The sequence below is a fragment of the Nonomuraea sp. NPDC003754 genome (assembly GCF_053605785.1).
The window spans coordinates 51,838-73,191 of record NZ_JBSGJX010000011.1 but is presented as its reverse complement, the minus strand read 5'-3'; the positions used below and the strand labels follow the sequence as shown (position 1 = coordinate 73,191).

19 protein-coding genes are annotated in these 21,354 nt (G+C 72.6%); 8 read left to right on the top strand and 11 right to left on the bottom strand.

All coding sequences use genetic code 11. The features are described 5' to 3' along the window. Window positions 1–50: 50 nt before the first annotated feature. Both ACWEVS_RS16165 and ACWEVS_RS16160 read right to left on the bottom strand, forming a co-directional pair. On the bottom strand, window positions 51–308 hold the full coding sequence (locus ACWEVS_RS16165; protein ID WP_354913191.1) for an EF-hand domain-containing protein: 258 nt from the start codon (window positions 306–308) through the stop codon (window positions 51–53). Window positions 309–349: 41 nt separating this feature from the next. Further along, the gene (locus tag ACWEVS_RS16160; protein ID WP_354912981.1) at window positions 350–2,512 is read right to left on the bottom strand and encodes a xanthine dehydrogenase family protein molybdopterin-binding subunit; all 2,163 of its coding nucleotides are present in this window, start codon (window positions 2,510–2,512) and stop codon (window positions 350–352) included. Window positions 2,513–2,605: 93 nt separating this feature from the next. Between ACWEVS_RS16160 and ACWEVS_RS16155 the strand changes: the two genes are divergently transcribed. Further along, window positions 2,606–4,111, top strand: a complete 1,506-nt coding sequence (locus ACWEVS_RS16155) for a helix-turn-helix domain-containing protein (protein ID WP_452552082.1) — start codon at window positions 2,606–2,608, stop codon at window positions 4,109–4,111. Here the strand turns inward: ACWEVS_RS16155 and ACWEVS_RS16150 are convergent, their stop codons facing one another. After that, window positions 4,112–6,925 (bottom strand): BTAD domain-containing putative transcriptional regulator, encoded by a 2,814-nt coding sequence (locus ACWEVS_RS16150; protein ID WP_452552080.1) that lies wholly within the window; start codon window positions 6,923–6,925, stop codon window positions 4,112–4,114. It abuts the gene before it with no gap. A gap of 392 nt (window positions 6,926–7,317) precedes the next feature. Between ACWEVS_RS16150 and ACWEVS_RS16145 the strand changes: the two genes are divergently transcribed. The 4 genes from ACWEVS_RS16145 to ACWEVS_RS16130 all read left to right on the top strand — a co-directional run bounded on the left by ACWEVS_RS16145 (window position 7,318) and on the right by ACWEVS_RS16130 (window position 11,868). Further along, on the top strand, window positions 7,318–8,604 hold the full coding sequence (locus ACWEVS_RS16145; RefSeq protein WP_354912976.1) for a helix-turn-helix domain-containing protein: 1,287 nt from the start codon (window positions 7,318–7,320) through the stop codon (window positions 8,602–8,604). A gap of 44 nt (window positions 8,605–8,648) precedes the next feature. Then, a complete protein-coding gene (locus tag ACWEVS_RS16140; protein ID WP_452552078.1) occupies window positions 8,649–9,299 on the top strand; it encodes a copper resistance CopC family protein in 651 nt (216 codons plus the stop codon). Then, window positions 9,296–11,287, top strand: coding sequence for a cytochrome c oxidase assembly protein (locus ACWEVS_RS16135; protein WP_449916300.1), 1,992 nt, complete (start codon window positions 9,296–9,298; stop codon window positions 11,285–11,287). The genes ACWEVS_RS16140 and ACWEVS_RS16135 overlap by 4 nt, the downstream gene beginning before the upstream one ends. Window positions 11,288–11,478: 191 nt before the next feature. Beyond that, window positions 11,479–11,868 (top strand): sensor histidine kinase, encoded by a 390-nt coding sequence (locus tag ACWEVS_RS16130; protein ID WP_452552077.1) that lies wholly within the window; start codon window positions 11,479–11,481, stop codon window positions 11,866–11,868. A gap of 145 nt (window positions 11,869–12,013) precedes the next feature. Here the strand turns inward: ACWEVS_RS16130 and map are convergent, their stop codons facing one another. Continuing rightward, window positions 12,014–12,862, bottom strand: coding sequence for a type I methionyl aminopeptidase (gene map, locus ACWEVS_RS16125; protein ID WP_354912968.1), 849 nt, complete (start codon window positions 12,860–12,862; stop codon window positions 12,014–12,016). Between map and ACWEVS_RS16120 the strand changes: the two genes are divergently transcribed. After that, complete coding sequence (locus ACWEVS_RS16120) at window positions 12,861–13,073, top strand: hypothetical protein (protein WP_449916296.1); 213 nt, start codon at window positions 12,861–12,863, stop codon at window positions 13,071–13,073. The two genes, map and ACWEVS_RS16120, sit on opposite strands and share 2 nt — an antisense overlap. On the opposite strand, the gene ACWEVS_RS16115 is transcribed toward ACWEVS_RS16120, so the two are convergent. Beyond that, the gene (locus tag ACWEVS_RS16115; RefSeq protein ID WP_452552075.1) at window positions 13,070–13,717 is read right to left on the bottom strand and encodes a cyclase family protein; all 648 of its coding nucleotides are present in this window, start codon (window positions 13,715–13,717) and stop codon (window positions 13,070–13,072) included. The genes ACWEVS_RS16120 and ACWEVS_RS16115 overlap by 4 nt on opposite strands. Before the next feature lie 83 nt (window positions 13,718–13,800). Between ACWEVS_RS16115 and ACWEVS_RS16110 the strand changes: the two genes are divergently transcribed. Continuing rightward, window positions 13,801–14,754, top strand: coding sequence for a LysR family transcriptional regulator (locus ACWEVS_RS16110; RefSeq protein WP_449916290.1), 954 nt, complete (start codon window positions 13,801–13,803; stop codon window positions 14,752–14,754). Here ACWEVS_RS16110 and ACWEVS_RS16105 read toward each other — a convergent pair. Then, window positions 14,695–15,273: a hypothetical protein gene (locus ACWEVS_RS16105; protein ID WP_449916288.1), complete on the bottom strand. Its 579-nt coding sequence runs from the start codon at window positions 15,271–15,273 to the stop codon at window positions 14,695–14,697. The genes ACWEVS_RS16110 and ACWEVS_RS16105 overlap by 60 nt on opposite strands. 97 nt (window positions 15,274–15,370) lie before the next feature. On the opposite strand from ACWEVS_RS16105, the gene npdG reads away from it, so the two are divergent. Further along, complete coding sequence (gene npdG, locus ACWEVS_RS16100) at window positions 15,371–16,033, top strand: NADPH-dependent F420 reductase (RefSeq protein ID WP_452552073.1); 663 nt, start codon at window positions 15,371–15,373, stop codon at window positions 16,031–16,033. A gap of 216 nt (window positions 16,034–16,249) precedes the next feature. Here the strand turns inward: npdG and ACWEVS_RS16095 are convergent, their stop codons facing one another. The 5 genes from ACWEVS_RS16095 to ACWEVS_RS16075 all read right to left on the bottom strand — a co-directional run bounded on the left by ACWEVS_RS16095 (window position 16,250) and on the right by ACWEVS_RS16075 (window position 21,137). Then, window positions 16,250–17,473, bottom strand: a complete 1,224-nt coding sequence (locus tag ACWEVS_RS16095; protein ID WP_452552071.1) for an MFS transporter — start codon at window positions 17,471–17,473, stop codon at window positions 16,250–16,252. Between the two features lie 326 nt (window positions 17,474–17,799). Further along, window positions 17,800–18,405 carry a response regulator transcription factor gene (locus ACWEVS_RS16090; protein ID WP_354912958.1) on the bottom strand — a complete coding sequence of 202 codons (606 nt, stop codon included), beginning with the start codon at window positions 18,403–18,405 and terminating at the stop codon, window positions 17,800–17,802. Continuing rightward, window positions 18,402–19,511 (bottom strand): sensor histidine kinase, encoded by a 1,110-nt coding sequence (locus tag ACWEVS_RS16085; RefSeq protein ID WP_449916280.1) that lies wholly within the window; start codon window positions 19,509–19,511, stop codon window positions 18,402–18,404. Before ACWEVS_RS16085 ends, ACWEVS_RS16090 begins: the two co-directional genes overlap by 4 nt. Window positions 19,512–19,522: 11 nt before the next feature. Then, window positions 19,523–20,266, bottom strand: a complete 744-nt coding sequence (locus ACWEVS_RS16080; protein WP_452552069.1) for an ABC transporter permease — start codon at window positions 20,264–20,266, stop codon at window positions 19,523–19,525. After that, entirely contained in the window at window positions 20,259–21,137 is an 879-nt protein-coding gene (locus tag ACWEVS_RS16075) for an ATP-binding cassette domain-containing protein (protein WP_452552068.1), read from the bottom strand. Before ACWEVS_RS16075 ends, ACWEVS_RS16080 begins: the two co-directional genes overlap by 8 nt. Window positions 21,138–21,354: the final 217 nt, after the last annotated feature.

Below are 21,354 nucleotides of genomic sequence, written 5' to 3'. Positions count from 1 at the left end.
CCTTACGCACGCAGGGGGATGATCGTTTCTCTACCCCGTTTCCCCTGCGGCTATCGCTGCTCGTGCTTGCCGCCGCCGACCAGGGCGACGAACTCGTCCAGCGTGATGTTGCCGTCGCCGTCCCGGTCGGCCGACGCGACGAACGCCTCGATCTCCTCGTCGGTGACCCCGTGGCCGCCCAGCGCCTGGTTCACCTGCCGGATCTCGCCCGCCGTGAGCACGCCGTCGTGGTCGGTGTCGAACTTCTCGAACTCGGCCTTGGCCGCCTCGCGCGCTTCGGACATGTGGGCTTTTTCCTCCGTGTTCAGTCGTGCTGTCGAGCATCCAACCTAGCGTGGCCGCGCCCTTGTCAGGCAGGGACCCCGACGATGTGCTCCGGCCGTACCGGAACCCTGGTCAGCGCGACGCCCGTGGCGTCACGGACGGCGGCCACGATGGCGGGCGTGGAGGAGAGCGTCGGCGGCTCGCCCGCGCCCCGCAGCCCGTACGGCGCGGCGGGGTCGGGGTTCTCCTTGATCGACGTCTGCATGGGCGGCATGTCGAGCACGGTCGGGATGAGGTAGTCGGTGAAGGACGGGTTCAGCACCTGCCCGTCGCGCACCTGGATCTCCTCCATGAGCGCCAGCCCCAGCCCCTGCGCCGAACCGCCGTGGATCTGGCCCTCCAGCGCGACCGGGTTGAGGATCCTGCCGACGTCCTGCACGGCCGCCAGCTCCACGACCTTGACCAGGCCGAGCTCGACGTCCACGTCGACGACCGCGCGGTGCACGCACAGCGCGAGCTGGGTGTGGGAGTCGGCCTGTCCGGTGACCGGGTCCATGGGATAGGTGGGCCGGTGCCGGTACTCCCTGGTCTCCTCGATCGGCCCGTACTTCTCCAGCGCCTCGACGACCGGCAGCCCCTCGAACCGCGCCCGTACGGCCTCGCAGGCCGCCTTGACCGCGCCGCCCGTGACGTAGGACTGGCGCGAGGCCGACGAAGATCCGGCCGAGCCGACCCGCGTGTCGGCCGTGGCCACCGTCACCCTGTCGACGCCGAGCTCGGTGCGGGCGATCTGGGCCTGGATCGTCACCAGGCCCTGTCCCACCTCGGCGGCCGCGGTGTGCACGGTCACGTGGGGCTCGCCGCCGATCAGCTCGACGCGCACCCTGGCGGTGGAGTAGTCGTCGAAGCCCTCCGAGAAGCAGATGTTCTTGATGCCGACGCCATAGCCGACGCCCCGCCGTACCCCCTCGCCGTGGGTGGTCTGGGAGACGCCGCCCGGCAGGTCGCGCAGGTCGTCCGTGGCCGGGCCGGGCAGGGGCATGGCGGCCAGCTCGCGCAGCATCTCGGCCAGCGGCGCGGGCGAGTCGATGATCTGGCCCGTGGCCAGGGCGGACCCCTGGGAGACGGCGTTGCGGACGCGGATCTCGACCGGGTCGAGGCCGCAGGCGGCGGCGAGCTTGTCCATCTGCGACTCGTAGGCGAAGCAGGCCTGCACCGCGCCGAAGCCGCGCATCGCGCCGCAGGGCGGGTTGTTGGTGTAGACGCCGGTGGCCAGGATGTCGACGTTGGGCGCCTCGTAGGGGCCGACGCCGAGGGAGGCCGCGTTGCCGACGACGGCGGGCGAGGAGGAGCAGTAGGCGCCGCCGTCCAGGAGGATCTCGGCCTTGACGTAGACCAGCCTGCCGTCGCGGGTGGCGCCGTGCTCGTAACGCAGCCAGGCGGGATGGCGGTGCACGTGGCCGAAGAACGACTCTTCACGCCCATAGACGATCTTGACGGGCCGGTTCAGGCGGAGCGCGAGCATGCAGGCGTGCACCTGCATCGACAGGTCCTCGCGGGCGCCGAACGCGCCGCCGACGCCCGCCAGCGTCAGCCGTACCTTCTCCGGCGGCAGGCCGAGGCAGGGCGCCAGCTGGTCGCGGTCGACGTGCAGCCACTGGGTGGCGATGTAGAGATCGACCCCGCCGTCCTCCGCCGGTACGGCCAGCCCCGACTCGGGTCCGAGGAAGGCCTGGTCCTGCATACCCACCTCGTACTCGCCGGTGACGACGACCTCGGCCGTGAAGGTGTCGCCCACCTTGACCGGCTGCCTGCGGACGAACTCGGTGGCCAGCCGGGGGTCGGTGACCGCCTCCCGCACCTCGTAGTCGACGACGACGGCGGCGGCGGCCCTGCGCGCGGTCTCCGGGTGATCGGCCGCCACGAGCGCCACCGGCTCGCCCTGGTAGCGGACCTGGTCGATGGCCAGGACCGGCTGGTCCTTGTGCTCCAGGCCGTAGAACTTCTCGCCCGGCACGTCCTCGTGCGTGAGCACCGCCAGCACCCCCGGCATGGCCAGCGCGGGGCCGATGTCGATCGACCTGATCCAGGCCGACGGGTGCGGGCTGCGCAGCGTCACGCCCCACACCATGTCGTCGAGCCACAGGTCGGAGGAGTAGGCGAACTCGCCCGTCACCTTGAGGACGGCGTCGGGGCGCCGGACGCTCTCGCCCACGCCCTGCCGCGTCGTGCTGGCCGTCTCCGTCATCTTCCGAGTACAGCACCCGGCGGAGGGAGGGCCTATGTGTGCGATGTGAAATCGCGGTAAGCCGTCCTTGGGCCGACTTGTATATTCCTCCAAGTGCGCATCAGGGACCTGCTCGCCGCCTCGGAACTCGGCCTCGTCCTGCTGGCGGGGGACGAGGACACCGAGTTCACCGCCGTGCACGTCACCGACCTGCCCGAACCCGGCCGCTATCTGAGCGGCGGCGAGCTGGTGCTCACCGGCCTGATGTGGCGGCACGAGCCGGCCGACTCCGCCCGCTTCGTCGCGGCCCTGCGTGCCGCGGGGGTCGCCGCCCTCGGCGCGGGCCAGGCGTGGCTCGGCCACGTGCCCGACGACCTCGTGGCCGCCTGCGCGCAGGCGGGCATGCCGCTGCTGGAGATCCCGACCGCCGTGGCCTTCCGCGCCGTCGAAGAGGCGGCGGCGCCCCGGCTGTCGGGCGAGGTCAGGGCGGCGCTCGGCCGCCAGCGCAGGATCGTCGACGCCGTCGCCGAAGGCGCCGGCCTGGGCGAGCTGTTCGCGCTCACCGCCGCCGAGCTGGGCGTCACCGGCGCGGTGCTGTCCTCCACCGGCGAGATCGTCGTCGGCTCGTGCCCCGACCCGGTCCGGCTGGCCCGCGCCTACCTGTCGGCGTCCCGGCTGCCGTGCGCGGCGCACGGCCACACGCTCTTCGGCGTCGGCCGGGGGCATCGCGCCGCCGGCTGGGTGCTGGCCTGCGAGGGAGACCTGCTCGGCCGCGCCGACCTCGGCTTCGAGCTGGCCGCCTGCGTCGCGCTCGAACGCACCAGGATGGAGGAGGGCAGGCGGGTCGAGCGCCGCCTCGTCGAGCAGCTCGTCGGCGCCGCCTTGTCCGCCGAGGCCGATGCCGCCGAGCTCAACGCCCGGCTGCGCACGTGCGGGCTGGGGCCCGGCCAGCCGTACGCGGTGGTGACGGCGACCGCCCCGCGCCCCGGCGCCACCCGCGGCCCTGACCCGGCCACGCTGGGCGGGCAGGTGCTGGAGGAGCTGCTCGGCCGGGACGTGGTGGCCGCGGCGGGCTCCGACAGCGCCGTCGCCCTCGTCCCGCTGCCGGTCCCGGTCCCGGTCTCGATCTCGGTCTCGGTCTCCGCGCTCGCCGACCGGCTGCGGGCGGGGCTCGGTGTGCTGTCGGCGCTGCGCGACACCCGGGTGTCGATCGGGGTGAGCGGCGCCCTCACCGGCGCCGCCTCGATCAGGGGCGGGATCGAGGAGGCGGGCCACGCCCTGCGCATGGCCGCCGCACGCTCCGGCGGGGTCGTCACCAGCGACGAGATCTACACCCACGACCTGCTGCTGGCCACCGTGCCTGGCGACGTCCGGCGCTCGTTCACGCAGCGGCTGCTCGACCCGCTCGTCGACTACGACGCCAAGCACCAGTCGGAGCTGGTGCGCACCCTCGGCGCCTTCCTCGACACGGCGGGCTCGTGGAACGCCTGCGCCGAGCGGATGCACGTGCACGTCAACACGGTCCGCTACCGGATCAGGCGCGTCGAGGAGCTGACCGGCAGGGACCTGTCGACCATGGCCGACCGGGTGGACTTCTTCCTCGCCCTGCGGGCCCGCTGATCAGACCAGGCCGGCCTGGGGGAGCGCGGCACCCGCTCCCTGGGCCTCCCGCTCCTCGGCCACCTGGCGGCGGACCTCGTCCGTCTGCATGCTCTGGGAGAGCACGGCGGCCTCGCTCAGGTAGGCGCGCGCCCTGCGCTGGTCGCCGAGCAGCCGGTACGCCCTGGCCAGCGCGATCAGGCAGTCCATCTCGGTGCTCAGCAACCGCACGGTTCGGGCGGCCCTCAGCCCTGCCGACAGCGCCTCGACACCCGCTTCGAGATCACCCTTGTCCACCTTGACCAGGCCCAGCACGCCGAGGATGGCGCCCTCGTGGCCGAGATCGCCGACCCGGCGCGCCATCGCCAGCGCGCTGGTCAGGCACTCCTCCGCCGCGGCGAACCTGCGCAGGCGGCCGTTGGCCTGTCCCGCCATGAGCAGGGCGTAGCGCTGGCCGACCTGCGAGCCGATCTCCGTGGCGATCTCCAGCTGCGCCATGGCGTGCCGCAGCGTCAGGTCGTGGCGGCCCACGTCCACGTAGGAGTTGGCCAGGTTGCCGAGCGCGCGCTGCTCGGCGAACCGGTCGCCGAGCCGCCTGGCCAGCCTGAGCTCCTCGTTCAGGTGGCGGACCGCCGCGTCGACCTGGCCCTGGTGGCCGAAGCCGCTGGCGATCCCGCCGTGGGCCTCCAGCGCCATCGCCTCGTCGCTCAGCCGCCTGGCGACCGCGAGGGCCCGCTGGCACAGCGAGATCATGTCCGCCAGCCGGTAGGAGTGCCGCTGGAACCACCGCAGCGCGATGCTGAGCGCCGCCCCCAGGCGGGCGATCCGCTCGTGCGGATCGTCCATGGCCTGCGCGGCCGCGGCCACCAGGTTGGGCTCCTCGGTGTTGAGCCAGTCGTGGGCCTCGTCGCGGTCGGCCAGCGGGTGCGGGCGCATGTCGACGGCCGGGATGTCGGCCTGCACCCGGTGCGGGTCCAGCAGGCGGGTGGCGTGCTCGACGGTGACGAGGTAGTAGCCCAGCACCCGCTCGAGGCACGCCGCGCGGTCGGTGACGGCGTGCTCGCCGGCGAACAGCCTGACCAGGTCGTGCATCTGGTAGTGCCACGCGCGGCCCCGCTCGAGCAGGTTGGCGTCGACCAGCCGGTCGAGGGCGCGCTCGGCGTCGGCGGGCGCCGCGTCGAGGAGCGCGGCGGCGACCCAGGTGCTCACGTCGGGCACCCGGATGAGGGCCAGCAGCACGAGCAGCCTGGCGGCCGTCCGGTCGGTGGGATGGTCGCTGTCGTGCAGGGCCTGCCAGCTGGCCGTCAGCCCCGACCGGACGGCCAGGTCACCGGCCTCCAGCTCGTGGAGCCTGCGCTGCTCGTCGGCCAGGCGGTCGACCAGCATGCCGACCGTCCAGTCGGGACGGCTGGCCAGCCGGGCGCCGGCGATGCGCAGCGCCAGCGGGAGCCCGTCGCACAGCCGTACCAGCCGGGTGGTCGCCGCGGGGTCGGCGGAGGTACGGCCGGCCTCGGTCAGCCTGGCCAGCATGGTGACGGCCTCGGCGTCCTGGAGGGTTCCCAGGCGTACCTGGACGCAGTCGTCGGCGGGCGCCAGCGTCTCCCTGCTGGTCACCAGCACCGAGCAGCCGGCGGGAACCGACAGCAGCGGCCGTACCTGGGCGAGGTTGGCCGCGTCGTCGAGCAGCACCAGGATCCGCCGGTCGCTGAGGAGGCCGCGCCACAGCGCCGCGGCCTCGTCGAGGTCCACCGGCACCCGTTCGGGCGCGGTGCCGAGCGCTCTCAGCAGCCGGCCCAGCGCCTGGGAGGGGGTCAGCCGTTTGACGCCTGGAGTGCCTCCGCGGAGGTTGACGTAGAGGTGCCCGTCGGGGAAGCGGTGACCGACGGCGTGCGCCACCCGGACGGCCAGCGCCGACTTGCCGGCGCCCGGCGGCCCCGAGATCGCCACGACCGGCGCGGGCGGCGCCTCGTCCCAGGGCGCGAGGTGCGAGCGGATCCTGAGCTGCTCGGTGGTGCGGCCGACGAAGCCGAGCAGGTCGCGGGGGAGCTGGCGCGGGACCGCGACGGCGGCCTGGGCGGGTGGCGCGGTCTGCCCGCGCAGGATCACGTCGCGATAGGCGCGCAGCCGCTCGCCGGGATCGACGCCCAGCTCCTCGGCCAGCACGCGCTCGCCCTCCCTGAAGACCTCCAGCGCCTCGGCCTGGCGCCCGCCCAGGTGCAGCGCCCGCATCAGCGACTCGCGCGGCCCCTCGCGCAGCGGATGCTCGGCCACCAGCGCCATCAGCGCGGGCAGGATCTCCTGGTGCCTGCCGAGCTCGACCATGACCTCGGCCCTGCGTTCCATGGCGGTGACGCGCAGCTCGTCGAGGTGCTGCCGGCGCCCCTCGGCGAACGGCCCAGGCACGCCGGGCAGCGCGGGCCCGCGCCACAACTCCAGCGCCAGGTCCAGGCTGCGCAGGCAGCCGCGCAGGTCGCCTTCCGCGCGCCGGCGCGCCGCCCCGTCGAGATGGCCGGCGAAGGCCACGCAGTCGACGTGGAGAGGGTCGACGCGTAAGGAATAGCCGCCGGGGACGCCGACGAGTATCCTCGGCTCCTCACGGGAGCCGCGACCGGGTTCGAGCACGCTGCGCAGCCCGGCGACGTAGGTGTAGACGCTCTGCTCGGCGCTCTTCGGCGGGTCCTCGCCCCAGAGCCCGTCGATGAGGTGCTCCTTCAGCACCACCTCGCCGGCAGAGCAGGCGAGGATGGCCGCGATCGCCTGCTGACGCGGCGCGCCCAGCGAGACCTCGCGTCCATGAAGCCGTCCGAGCATCGGGCCCAGGAGAGCGATGAACACACGAGCCTCCGGATTCGCCGCGGGGGATGGTGAAACGGCAACCACATTCAGGAACGCAGACGATCGAAGATCGATATGGCCTGTAGTTGAAATGTAGACGGGTTGGTTACGCTGTTAATCCCCCATGGGAATGCCGAAGCCCCCGAATTGTGGCGATTCGAGGGCTTGACCGCGGCACTTTCCAGCAAGGACTGAAGGGCACTAGCAGCAGAGGTAGTCGTAGCTCGGTCCCTTAGGCGACACCTCGGCACCTGCGGTCGTACCATGTCCTCCAACCGTGGCAATTGCCGCGACGAGGACAGTGAGTGCGGACATGACAAGTCGCTTGCGCATGGGGGGTTCTCCCTCGCTCAGGTGGTGCTTGAAGTACATCATCCCAGGGAGACGTTGCCGTGACCACATCTGATCTGGTCGGACTCCGCATCAAGACGGTCCGCCGCCAGCGTGGCCTGTCACAGGCCCAGCTCGCCCACCCTGAACTGTCGGACAGCTACGTCTCTCTGATCGAGAGTGGAAAGCGCACGCCAACCCCCGCGGTACTTGAGCTCCTGGCCCAGAAGCTCGACTGTTCGCTCAGCTACCTCGTCAACGGCGTGACCGCCGAGCAGCTGAACGATCTCGAACTCGGCCTGGGTTACGCGCGGCTCGCACTGGAGAACGGCGAGGTTCACGAGGCCCGGACCAGGTTCGCCGAGCTCGTTGCGGACAACAACCTGACGGGTCTGACCGCCCTTCGTCAAGAGGCGGAGTACGGCCTGGCGCTCGCGACCGAGGCGACCGGCGACATCGCCGAGGCCATCAGGATCCTCAAGCGGCTCGACGGCGAGGAGCTCAGCGCCGAGCGCCACGTGGAGATCGCGCTGGCACTGTGCCGGTGCTACCGCGACAAGGGCGAGCTGGTCGCCGCCGTGGCGGTCGGCGAGCGCGTCCTCGCCGGCGCGGTGCGGCCCACCTGGACCGACGGCCTGGTCGAGCTGGGCGCGACGCTGCTGTCGGTCTACTGGGTCCGCGGCGACCTGCTGCGCGCCCGCCAGTTCTCCGCCGAGCTGCTGGCCGCCGCCGAGCTTCTCGGCACCCCGCGCGCGGCCGTCGCGGCCAGCTGGAACGCCGCCAGGGTCGCCGAGTCCATCGGCCGGGCGGAGGAGGCTCTGAGCCTGATCGAGCGCGCCTACGCCATCCAGTCGGAGACCGCCACGGCCCCGCGCAACCTGGCCAGGCTCCGCGGCGCCGTGGCGGGCCACCGCGCCAGGCTGCAGCCCCACGACACCGACAAGCTCAGGGAGCTGTTCAGCCAGACCGCCAAGGAGATCGCCGAGACCTCGGCGGGCGTGACCGACCAGGCCATCGCCGAGCTCCAGCTCGCCACGGTGGAGCTGACCGCCGGCAACCCCGAGCGCGCGGCCGAGCACGCCAGGGCGGCCGAGGAGCTGCTGGCCGACCAGACGCCCGAGATGGACGCGCACATGCGGATGGTCCTCGCCAGGGCCCAGGGCGCCATGGGCGACAGGGAGGCGGCGCTGGCCAGCGCGCGCGAGGCGGTGCGGTTCATGGACCGGGCCTCCACCTCGCGCCAGGCGGCCACCAAGTGGTACGCGGCAGCGGAGACCCTGGAGGCGCTCGGTGACGACGAGGGCACCGTCGAGGCCTACCACCGGGCGCTGGCCTGCGTGGGGTTGTAGCGACGTCACCACCGGGCAGGGTGGTGGGTAGCCTTGGGGATGCCATGAAGAGATCCCCGCTGCCGGCCCTCACCGCCCTGCTCGCCGTCCTGGTCGGCGCCGTCCTGACGGCGCCCCCCGCGCTGGCCCACGACGCGCTGAAGAGCAGCACGCCGAAGAAGAACGCCACCGTCGCGACCCTCGAACAGGTCGAGCTGGAGTTCACCAGTACCCCGAAGCTCCCGTTCGTCATCGTGCGCGCCGACGGCGGCGCCGAGATGCAGGCGGGCAAGCCGGAGATCGACGGCAAGGTGGTGCGGCAGCGGCTCAAGGGCGTACTGCCCGACGGCGGCTACACGATCGCCTTCAGGGTGGTCTCCTCCGACGGTCACCCCATCGAGGGCGAGATCCCGTTCGCGGTGAAGGGCGCGCCGCGGCCCGAACCGACCGGGCAGCCGGCCTCCGCCGTACCGCAGAGCGCGTCACCCGGCCAGAGCGCCCCCGCGACCGCGCCCGCCGCGCAGTCCGCCCCCGCGACCGCCGCGCAGAGCGCCCCCGCGGCCACGCCGGCCGCGCAGTCCGCCGCGCCGCAGCCCGTCGCCGGACAGACGTCGCAGGCCGCGACCGGCTTCCCCGTCTGGCTCGTCATCGTCATCGGCGGGCTGGTCGGCATCGGCATCGGCTTCCTGCTGAGCGCCCGGAAGAAGAAGCCGTGACCAGGACCGCGCGGCTCGCGCTCGCGCTGGCAGGGGCCGCGCTCCTCGCCCTGGTCATCGCCATGGTCGCGGGAGGAGCGGCGTTCCCGCGCATCATCCCCGGCCTGCCGGACGAGGGCACGCTGACCCGGTGGGGCCTGCCCATCGCCAAGCTGGTGATGGACGTCGCGGGCGTCCTGACCGTCGGCCTGCTGCTGGCCGCCACCTTCTTCCTGCCCAGCGACAAGGGCATGCTCGGCAAGACCGCGCTGAGCTACGTCCAGGCGGCGTCGTGGACGGCGCTGGTCTGGGCCGGCGCGGGCGTCGTCACCATGGTGTTCACGCTGTCGGAGCAGCTCGGCCTGCCCGTCGCCGACGTGCTCTCCGGCAACGAGCTGACCAGCTTCGCCAGCCAGGTCGGCCAGGGCATCGCGCTCACCCTCGTGGTGCTGTTCGGCGTGGCCATCGCGATGTTCTCCCGCGGGGCCATCACCGCGGGAGCGTCGGCGGGCCTGCTGGCACTGGCGGTGGTGACGCTGCTGCCGCCCGCGCTGACCACCCACGCCTCCTCCTCGCCCAACCACGGGCTCGCCACCACCGGCGTCGCCGCCCACCTGGTGTCGCTGGCCCTGTGGGTGGGCGGGCTCACCGTCCTGCTCGCCCACGGGCTGCGCAGGCAGCCGCAGCTCGAGGTCGCCGCCAACCGCTTCTCCCGGATGGCGCTGTGGTGCTACATCGGCGTCGGGCTGTCCGGCCTCTTCAGCGTCCTGGCCCGGCTGACCGCGATCAGCGACCTGTGGACCTCGGCCTACGGCGTGCTGCTCGTGGCCAAGACCGCCGCGTTCGTCGTGCTCGGCTACATCGGCTGGTGGCACCGCCAGCGCACGATGGCCCAGCTCGGCAAGGGCAGGCCAGGGGCGTTCACCCGGCTGGCCGCCGGCGAGCTGGTGCTCATGTTCGCCACCATCGGCCTGGCCGTCGCGCTGGCCCGCACCACGCCGCCCGACGTCGCGCTGCCGGCCGACCGCGCCTTCGAACTGCTCGGCTTCCCGATGCCGCCGGAGATCACGCTTGCCACCCTGGCCTCGCTGTGGTGGCTCGACCTGTTCTTCGCCCTGCTCGCCGCCGCCCTCGGCGGCCTGTACGCCGCCGGCGTCGTACGGCTGCGCCGCCGCGGCGACGCGTGGTCGGCGGGCCGTACCGCCGCCTGGTTCGTCGGCGTGGCGATCCTCGTCCTCGCCACGCAGAGCGGCCTGGCCCGCTACGCCAAGGTGCTGTTCAGCGTCCACATGATCGAGCACATGACGCTCGCGATGCTCGTGCCGATCTTCCTGGTGCTCGGCGCGCCCGTCACGCTGGCGCTGCGCGCGCTCAAGCCCGCCGCCCGCCGCGGCGACAGGGGTCCGCGCGAGTGGCTGACCGTGATCCTGCACAGCAGGTTCGTCCGTGTCGTGTCCCACCCGGTGGTCGCCACCTCCATCTTCATCGCCTCGACCTACGCGCTCTACTTCACCCCGCTGTTCGCGGCGGCGATGGAGGAGCACCTCGGGCACATCACGATGACGCTCCACTTCCTGCTGAGCGGGTCGCTGTTCTTCTGGGTGATCATCGGCGTCGACCCGGCGCCGCACAAGCTGCCGCACGTCGGCCGCCTGCTGACACTGTTCGTCACCATGCCCTTCCACGCCTTCTTCGGCATCGCGCTGATGATGATGGGCACCGTCGTCGCCGCCGACTGGTACGAGCAGCTCGGCCGTACGTGGGGCCTGTCGGCGCTGCAGGACCAGGAGAACGGCGGCGCGATCGCCTGGGGCTTCGGCGAGATCCCCACCCTGATCGTGCTCCTCGCGCTGGCCTTCCAGTGGTACAGCGACGACGAGAGGAAGGCGCGCAGGGCCGACCGGCGAGCCGACGCGCTGGCCGCCCGCACCGGCGGCACCGGCGACGCCGAGCTCGACTCCTACAACGACTACCTGGCCAAGCTGAACCGCCGCGACCAGGCCCAGTAGCCCTGCGGCTACGGCCTTCTATCTTCGCTCCACGCGCCTTCGAACCGCCCGGTAGCCTTGCGGGCGGGGGAGACGGGCATCACCTTGGTGCGCCGTGTGTCCTGGCCATCGCGGGGGCGCCAGACCATGGCTCGGGGGGCGTCCGCTGTGTGCTCAGGAAGGCGAGTGCGGACTTGGTGGATGAGACGCGCATGCGCGGGGGGCGGAGCCTGGCCGAGGCTCTTCAGGAGTATCTGACCGACTGGTCGCAGCGCACCGGCATCGCGGTGGAGGTGTGGGCGCTCCCGCACGGCGACGTCCCGGCGACGATCGCCCGAGGCGTGCTCGCCGTGGTCGAGGAGGCGCTGCTCAACGTCGAGCTGCACAGCCGCGCCGGGCTGGTCTCCGTGGCCGTCACCACGGGGCGGCGCGGGTTACGGCTGACGGTGAGCGACAACGGCGCCGGCTTCGGCATGCCGGACGAGCGCAGGGGGATCAGCCGCATGCGCGTGCTGATGTCCGAGCTCGGCGGCACCCTGTCGGTCAACAGCGTGCAGGGCGAGGGCACGACCGTCACGGGCTCCGTGCCCCGCCGGCGCTGATCCGGTACGGCACGCGGCAGCCGTACCGGACGATCCCGCGGCCGGGCGGCCGGGCGGCCGAGCAGCCGAGCAGGCGGGCAGCCGGGAGGGCGCGCAGGCGGGCAGGCGGGAGGGCGGGCAGGCGGGGCGGCGGTGGCCGCCGGGCTCACGGGAGGGTGAGGATCTCGCTGCCGGTGTCGGTGACCAGGATCGTGTGCTCGAACTGCGCCGTGCGCTTGCGGTCCTTGGTGACGGCGGTCCACTTGTCGGGCCAGATCTCGTAGTCGATCGTGCCGAGCGTCAGCATCGGCTCGATCGTGAACGTCATGCCAGGCACCAGCTCCACCTGGAGCGACGGGTCGTCGTAGTGGGGGACCATCAGCCCGGAGTGGAACGTCGTGCCGATGCCGTGGCCGGTGAAGTCGCGCACGACGCCGTAGCCGAACCGCTTGGCGTAGGCCTCGATGACGCGGCCCACGACGTTGAGCTGCCGGCCGGGGGCGACCGCCTTGATCGCGCGCGTCGTCGCCTCGCGGGTGCGCTCGACCAGCAGGCGCGACTCCTCGTCGACGTCGCCGACCAGGAACGTGGCGTCGGTGTCGCCGTGGACGCCGCCGATGTAGGCGGTGATGTCGACGTTGACGATGTCGCCGTCGCGCAACACCGTGTCGTCGGGGATGCCGTGGCAGATGACCTCGTTGATCGACGTGCACAGCGACTTGGGGTAGCCGCGGTAGCCGAGCGTGCTCGGATAGGCGTTGTGGTCCAGCAGGAACTCGTGGCCGATCCGGTCGAGCTCGTCGGTGGTGACGCCGGGGGCGACGTGCTTGCCGACCTCCTCGAGGGCCTGCGCGGCGATCCGTCCGGCGACGCGCATCCGCTCGATGATCTCCGGCGTCTTGACGTCGGCCTCTCCCGTCTTCGGATGCTTCCTGCCGACGTACTCCGGCCGCTGGATGTGGGCGGGAACCTTGCGCATGGGCGAGATCCGCCCGGGCTGGAGCAGTGTGGTCATGAAACCGAGTTTACGGGGCACAATTCACCCCGTGAGCGAAGGTCAGTGGTGGTTCTGCCTCAAGCACATGCGCGTCGAGCCCGACCAGGGCTGCCCGAACAAGGACCGCATGGGCCCCTACGCCTCCGAGCAGGAGGCGGCAGGCGCGCTGCAGCGCGCCGCGGAACGCAACAAGGCATGGGACGAGCAGGACGCGGACGACGACGACTAGACCACCGCGTACGCCCTGACGGGGAAGGTCCCCAGACCGGCGATCATCGGCGGTGCCGCGTGGAAGCGGAACCCGCTGTCGGGCAGCCCGGCCAGTCCGGTCAGATGCTCGACCAGCGGGATGCCCGCGGCGAGGAGCAGCGTGTGCGCCGGGCGCTCCCCCCGGGGCGGGGTGTCGTCGATGTTGAGCGAGTCGATGCCGACCAGCGCCGGGCCCTGCTCGGCCAGCCACGCCGCGGCCTCGGTCGTCAGGTACGGGTGGCCGTGCACGTAGGCCTGCGTGCCGAAGTGCCGGTCCCACCCGGTGTGCAGGAGGACCGCCTTGCCGCGCATGTCGAGGCCGTCGAGCAGGTCCATGCCCACGCTCGGCCGGTCCACGGCGCGTACCACCAGGCCGGGCAGGTCGGCCAGCCGGTCCACCGGCACCTGTGACAGGTCCGTCCCGTCGGCGTAGCGGTGGTGCGGCGTGTCCAGGTACGTGCCCGTGTTGCACGCCATGGTGATGGTCCCGAGGTGGAACTCCGTGCCGGGGGCGTAGACCTCGCGGGACGCCTCCCGGGTCAGATGGGAGCCGAGGACGGGCCCCGGGATGCCGGGATAGGTGACCATGCCCTCGGTGATCCGGTGGCTCAGTTCGACGATCATGCGTGCTCCATGCGGCTCATTCTGCTGACGACCTTTCCTACAGGGCAAATTACGAAATCTACAGTTACCCGTAAGCTGAGCTAATGGAGATCGATCCGAGGCGGCTGCGCGTCCTGCGCGAGGTCGCCAGGCGGGGCGGGGTCATGCGGGCGGCCGAGGCCCTGCACCTGACCGCCTCGGCCGTCTCCCAGCAGCTCGCGCAGCTCGAACGCGAGGTCGGGCTCGCGCTGATCGACCGGTCACAGCGCAGGGTGTCCCTCACCCCGGCGGGGCGCGTGCTGGCCGGCTACGCCGACCGGATCGAGGACGAGCTCGCCGAGGCCCGGCGGGAGCTGACGACCTTCACCGAACGGCTGGCGGGCCCGGTGACCATCGCCGCGTTCCCCACGGTGATCACGCATCTGCTCGTCCCCGCGTTGCGCATGCTGGCCGTACGGCATCCGCGGATCACGCCCGTGATCCGCGAGCTGATCGGGCCGCCCGCACGGGAGGAACTGCGGCACGGCGGGGTGGACCTGGTGATCGCCGAGCGCGACGCGAGCCTGCCCGGCCCGCTCCAGCCCTCGCTGGTGGCGCGGACGCTCCACATCGACGAGTTCCGCGTCGTGGTGCCGCCCGGCTGGCCGTCGACGCCGGCGACCGTCGCCGAGCTCGCCACCGCCCCCTGGGTGGCCGGACGGCCCGACCAGGCGTGCGGGCAGGCGCTCGAACGGCTGGCGGCGCGGCACGGGTTCACGCCCAGGAGGGCGCACGTCATCGAGGAGTTCCCGCCCACGCTCGCGCTGGTGGCGGCCGGCCACGGGGTGGCGATCGTGCCCGAGCTCGCGCTGCTCGACGTGCCGGAGGGATTCGTCAGGGTGAGCCGGATCGCCGAGGTGGGCGCGCGCAGGATCGAGGCCGTCACCCGCCTCAGCCGCACGCGCTCGGGCGCGCCCGACCCGGTGCAGGCCGTCGTGATCGCGGCGATCGAGGAGGCGCTAGTCGGCCACCTGCGGGCCGCTGACCCGCTCCAGCAGCCGGGCGAGCCGGTCCTTTAGCCGCGGACGCTGCGGCAGCTCGCCCGCGGCCGTGCTGACGAGATGCTGCGCGCCGTCGAAACTGACCGGACCGCCGGACGGGATCACCAGCGCGTCGTGCGCCAGCCCCGCCAGCTCCGAGTCGCCGCACCCCAGAGCGAGGATCGTGGCACCCGTGCGCCTGGCGTCGTCGACCCGCTCCAGCAGCGGCACCGGCGCCTGCCGTTCGGCCACCACGAACAGCGTCTCCCCCCTGCCCGCCCGCTCGATCCGGTCGAGACCGACCCGCAGGTGGGGCGGGGCCTGCTGTGGCGGCTGCCACCGCACCAGCGTGGGCGCCAGCTGCGGCAGGCCGGCCAGCCTGGCCTCGTCGCCGAGATGGGCGGTGAGGTGCCACGGCTCGTCGTCGGGCGTGCCGACCAGGAGCAGGCCGCCAGGGGAGCGGGTGGCTCTCAGCGCCGTGCCCAGCTCTCGTGTGCGCTCCAGCCAGCCGGTCTCGGCCAGAACCTCGCGGAGAAGAGCCACCGAGCCTGCGTCCATCCGTCCATGGTGCCTGACCTGTGACGTTCCCGCGCCCGTTTCCGCGCCCGAGGCCTGGGTTCCACACACGAACCCCGCTGCTGGCATCATCGGCGATATGACTGACCTTCCTGAAGTGAGCGGGTTGACGATCGGCATCCTGGGCGGCACCGGCGACCAGGGCAAGGGCCTGGCCCGCAGGTTCGCCCTCGCCGGGCACCCCGTGCTCATCGGCTCGCGCAGCGCGGGGCGCGCCCACGAGGCGGCCGAGTCCATCGGCAACGGGGCGAGGGGAGCGGAGAACGCCGAGGTGGCCGCCGAGGCCGACATCGTGATCGTCGCCGTGCCGTGGGACGGCCACAAGGCGACGCTGGAATCCCTCCGCGCCCCCCTGTCCGGAAAGATCGTGATCGACTGCGTCAACCCGCTGGGCTTCGACAAGCAGGGCGCCTACGCGCTGCCGGTCGAGGAGGGCTCGGCCGCCCAGCAGGCCGCCGCCGTCCTGCCGGACAGCCGCGTCGTCGCCGCCTTCCACCACGTGTCGGCCATGCTGCTGCTCGACCCGGCCGTCGAGAAGATCGACCTCGACGTGCTGGTCCTCGGCGACGACCGCGAGGCCACCGACACCGTGCAGGCCCTCGCCGGGCAGATCCCCGGAGCCCGCGGCGTGTACGGCGGGCGGCTGCGCAACGCCCACCAGGTCGAGGCGCTGACGGCCAACCTGATCTCGATCAACCGGCGCTACAAGGCCCACGCGGGCATCCGCATCACCGACGTCTGAGCCCGCACCCCGGCCCGACCGGCGTCGGCCCCTTCCGTGCGGACCGCGCGACGCGGGAGGGGCCGCGACCGCCGGCGGGCCGTCCGGTCCCGCTGTTCCCGGCGGCTCGGCTGGTCCCGGCGGTTCCGCTGGTCCTGACGGTTCCGCTGGTCCTGACGGTTCGGCTGGTCCGGGCCTCGGATGATCGCATGCCGGCCGGCGAACCGTCGCCCGACGTCAGACCCGACCCGCCTCACGCACCGCGACCTCCACCCGCGCCGGATGCCGGTGCCTGACCGGAGTGAGCACCCCCACCAGCGCGATCACGACGACGGCGACCCCCGCCACCAGCGCGACCGGCGGAGTGCCGTGCCGCGAAGCCGCCAGCGTGAGCAAACCGGCGCCGATCGGTCCCAGCGCGAAATGGATCGTCCAGAAGGCCGAGGTGACCCGGCCGAGCAGATGGTCGGGTGTGATCTCCTGACGCAGCGACTGCGAGGAGATGCCGCCGATGGACTGGCTGAGGACGAACCCCGCCATGACCGCCGCGACCCCCGGTACGGCAGGGCCCAGCCCGGCGCAGGCGATCGCCACACCCGACAGGGCGATCGCGGTGATCCAGGTCGGGCCGAAGCCGAGCCGTCCCCGCACCCCTGCCACCGCCGCCGACCCCAGCAGCGCGCCGACGGCGCCGCAGGTGAGCACGACTCCGACGGCGTCGTCATTCTGGCCGAGATCGTTCTTCAGGTAGTAGATGACGATGTCGTCGAGCCCCGCCGTGAGGAAGATGTAGAACGTCAGCAGTATCGTCAGCCAGCGCAGCACCGGCTGGCGCCACAGGAACCTGGCCCCTTCGAGGAAGCCGCCGCGCTCGGCGGCGGTCGGCGCCTCGGCCGGGCGCAGCCGTACCAGGCACAGGCCGAGCGCCGAGACGGCGAAGCTCGCCGCGTCGACGCCGAGCGCCACGGTCGGGCCGAACCGATGGGAGGCGAGACCGGCCAGCGCGGGACCGCCGACGCTGGCCGCGGCGTAGACCGCGTACAGGTGGCCGTTGGCGCGCATCAGCTGGTCCTTGCCGACCAGGCGCGGCACCACCGTCACATAGGTGACCTGGAAGACCATCCCCAGCGCCGCTCCCGCCGGCACGACCACGTACAGCAGCCAGATCTGCGGCTCGACGATCCAGACCAGCGGGATGAGCGCGTAGAGCGCGGCCCGCGCGACGTCACAGCCGATCAACAGCCGTCGCCGGTCCAGCCGGTCGGCGGCCAGCCCGGCGAACGCCCCCGCCACCAGGGAGGCCACCCCGGACAACGCGGTCATCATGCCCATCTGGACAACTGAACCGGTCTCCCGCAGCACCAGCAGCGGGATGGCGATCGTGGAGAAGGAGTCGCCCGCCACCGACAGCGCCTGGATCGCCAGAAAGATGGAGAAGTTCCTGTTGCGCCACAACGACACGCGGCAAGCCTTTCGTTCGGACCGAGATCTCGGCCCTAAGGGTCACCACACCCGCCTGCCCCACGTCCAACCGTTTTCCGGGCCGCTTCCGGGCCGCTTCCGGGCCGCTTCCCGGTCGGACGATCGCGGAGCGGCTGCCCTGTCGGCCGGTCCCGGCTCCGGCCGGCCCAGCCACGGGCACGCCGGCCGGCGCTCGAGGGCGCGACCGGGCGGGACAGGCGTGTCGGTCCGCGGCGGCGGCCGCCGGTGCTGCCCGACCACGGCTCCAAGGACGCCCCCAGCGCCGCGGCCAGCACGGTCCGCACCACCTGGGCGATGGCGCGCAGTCAGAGCCAGCCCGCGTCCTCCGCGATCCTGATCGCGTCGATCTTGTTCCTGGCGCCCGTCTTGGTGATCGCCCCGGTCAGATAGTTGCGCACGGTCCCCGCCGACAGGTGCAGCCGCGAGGCGATCTCCTCCGCCGTCGCCCCCCGGGCCGCCTCCGCCAGGACCGTGCGCTCCCGCGGGGTGAGCGGGCTCTCGCCGTACTCCATGGCCGAGGACACGAGGTCGGCGTCGAGCACCCGCAGCCCCGCCGCGGTCCTGCGGATGGCCTCGGCGAGCCGGTCGCCCGGGGCGTCCTTCACCAGGAACGCCTCGATGCCCGACTCCAGGGCCCGCCGCACCTGGCCGGGCTGGCCCATCGCCGTCAGCACCAGGATCCGGCAGGACGGCAGCCGCGTGCGCAGGGTGGCGGCGGCGGTGATGCCGTCGACCACGGGCAGGTCGATGTCCACGATCGCCACGTCGGGCCGGACCCGCAGCGCCTCCGGCACGATCTCGTCGCCCCTGGTCACCTCGGCGACGACCTCGATGTCCGGTTCGAGGCGGAGGAGCGCGGTGAGGGCGGCCCTGATCATGTGCATGTCCTCGGCGAGCAGCACCCTGATCACGCGGGAACCTCCATGGTGAGGCGGAAGCCGTTCGCTTCCGTCGGCTCGGCGGTGACGGTGCCGCCCGCCTGGCTCGCCCGCTCGCTCAGGCCGGTCAGCCCGTTGCCCCTGGACATCGGGGAGCCGGGGGCGCCGTCGTTGACCACTTCCAGGCGTGCCGTGCCCGCCCTGACGGAGGTGCTGATCGAGCAGGTGGTCGCGCGGCTGTGCCGCAGGATGTTCGTGACGCCTTCGCGCACCCCCCAGGCCAGCGCCTCCTCCGAGGGACGGGGCAGCGCCGCGGCGGCCAGGTTGACCTGGCAGTCGACGCCCGAGGCGGCCAGCAGCGCCGTCGCCCGCTCGACCTCGCCGGACAGCGACATCTGCCGGAAGCCGCGTGCGACGTGCCGTACGTCCTGGACGGCCTCGCGGGCCACCTGCACCAGCTCGCCGACCTCGGTCCTGGCGGCGAGCGGGTCGCGCTCGACGAGCCTGGCGGCCAGATCGCCCTTCAGCGCGATCGCGGTGAGGCTGCGGCCGAGACCGTCGTGCAGGTCGCGGGAGATCCGCAGGCGCTCCTTGAGCACGGCCGCCTCGGCCAGTTCCGCCTTGGCCTGGTCCAGTTCCTTGGCCATCAGGGCGCTCCGGACCAGCGCGTAGATCATGACGCCGGTGCTGAAGACGGTGACGGCGTAGAAGAACGTCAGCGCCAGGTGCCCGCTGGTCGCCACGTAGATCTGCCAGCCCTGGTACGCCGTGGCCAGCCCCACCAGCGGCCAGGCGGCGCGCGGCGGCAGCAGGATCAGCAGCGATCCGGCCAGCAGCGGCGAGACGACGGCGGACCAGCCGTACGGGAGGACGAAGTCGGTCAGGTAGGTCGCGGCGGTCTGCAGGACGAGGGTCAGCGGGAACAGCGGCGGCCGCCGGCCGCGCAGGCCCGCCCGCACGTGCAGGTAGTGGGTGACCCCGATGCACACGCCCGCCGCCATGGCCCACAGGCTCATGGGCACCGTGACGATGACGAGATAGGCCGACCAGAGGTAGAGCACGACGGCCATCACCGTGTAGCAGGCGGAGATCGTGGTGATCACGATGATCGCGAGGCGGCGGGCGGATTCTGATGTCATGGCGCGACCAATTATGACTTCCTGGGTTCCCATCGGAACCACAGGCGGACCGAGACCAGCGCGACGACCGCCCACACCGCCAGGTTCAGCAGCGGCAGGAGCAGACCTCCTTCTCCCGTGTAGGCGGCCCGCGCGCCCGCCACGAGGCCGCCGGTGGGCAGCAGGTCCAGGACGGTGCCCACCCACGCGGGCAGCAGCTTGACGACCGGCCCGAAACCGCCCGCGCCCACGCCCGCCAGCATGAACCACGGCATGGACATGACCGCCGCCACCTCCGCCCGGGAGATCACCGCCGTCCAGGCCGCGCCGAGCAGTGACAGCACCGCCACGCCCGCCACCAGGAACAGCACCAGCGCCAGCGGGTTGCGGGGGAGCGGCAGGCCCGCGACGGCGTAGAGCACCCCGCACACCACGAAGGCGAGCAGCACGGTCTGCGCGGAGATGTTGACCAGCTCGCCGCCGATGATCTCGCGGTCGTGCAGGCCCGTGGCGCGCATCCGCTTGAGGATCAGCTGGTCCCTGCGCGCGGTCAGCGTGACCGCCGCCTGCATGAACGCGGCCACCGTCAGCACCATGGCCAGCACGCCGAGATGCGTGTCCAGCACGACGCCCGGCACGCCCGGCCGCACCTTCGCCATCATGAACGGCAGACCGATGCCGAGCCCCAGCGACAACGCCACCGAGGTCGACAGCGCCACCTTGTCCCGCCAGTACAGCCGCCCGCCGAACCGGGCCACCGCCACGAACTCACGCATGGTCGATCCCTTCGAGAAACAGGTCTTCGAGCGACGCCGTCCGCACCTCGATGCCGCGCAACCGCAGGCCCTTGGCCGCCGCCCAGCTCAGCAGTTCCTGCGCGGCCAGATCCGGATCCTCCGCCCTGCACGTCGCCACGCCGCCCTCCATCGTCACCGGCAGCGGCAGGTCGCCCGGCGAGATGCCGGCAGGCAGCTCGAAGGAGACCCGTCCGGCCTGCGCGGCCAGCGTCTCCGCCATGCCGCCGGCGGCGACGATCTCGCCCCGATCCATGATCGCCATACGGCTCGCGAGGCGCTGCGCCTCGTCCAGGTAGTGGGTGGTCAGCAGGATGGTGGTGCCCGAGGCGGCGAGGTCGCGGACGACCTCCCAGGTGTTGCGCCGCGCCTCGGGATCCATCCCGGTGGTCGGCTCGTCCAGGAACAGCACGTCGGGACGGCCCAGCAGGGCCAGCGCCAGATCGAGCCTGCGCTTCTCGCCGCCCGACAGCTGCCGCACCTTCGTCGCCGACCGGTCCAGCAGGCCCGCCAGCTCCAGGGCCTCCCGCGTCGGCCGGGCCGAGGGGGCGAAGTCGCGCCACGAGTCGACGGTCTGGGCCACCGTGAGGTCAGGGAAGAACCCCGCCTCCTGCAGCATGATGCCGGTGCGGCGGCGCACCCCTCTCCGGTCCTTGCCGGGGTCGAGGCCGAGCACCCGCACCTCGCCCGCGTCGGCGCGCTGGAAGCCCGCCAGAACCTCGATCGTGGTCGTCTTGCCCGCGCCGTTCCTGCCGAGGAGCGCGAAGATCTCACCCGGGACGGCCTCGAAGGAGATGCCCTTCACCGCCTGGAAGTCTCCGTAGCTCTTGGTGAGCCCGTTCACCTGGATCATGGGTCTGATTCTTCGGGCCGCGCTCGATGGCGGGCAGTGAAGAATTCATGTCTTGTCACGCTTTCCGGCGCCGATGCGCCGGCGGAGGAGCCGCAGACACACCACGGGCCATCCCGCCTCGGCCATCCCGCCTCGGCCATCCCGCCTCGGCCATCCCGCCTCGGCCATCCCGCCTCGGCCATCCCGCCTCGGCCATCCCGCCTCGGCCATCCCGCCT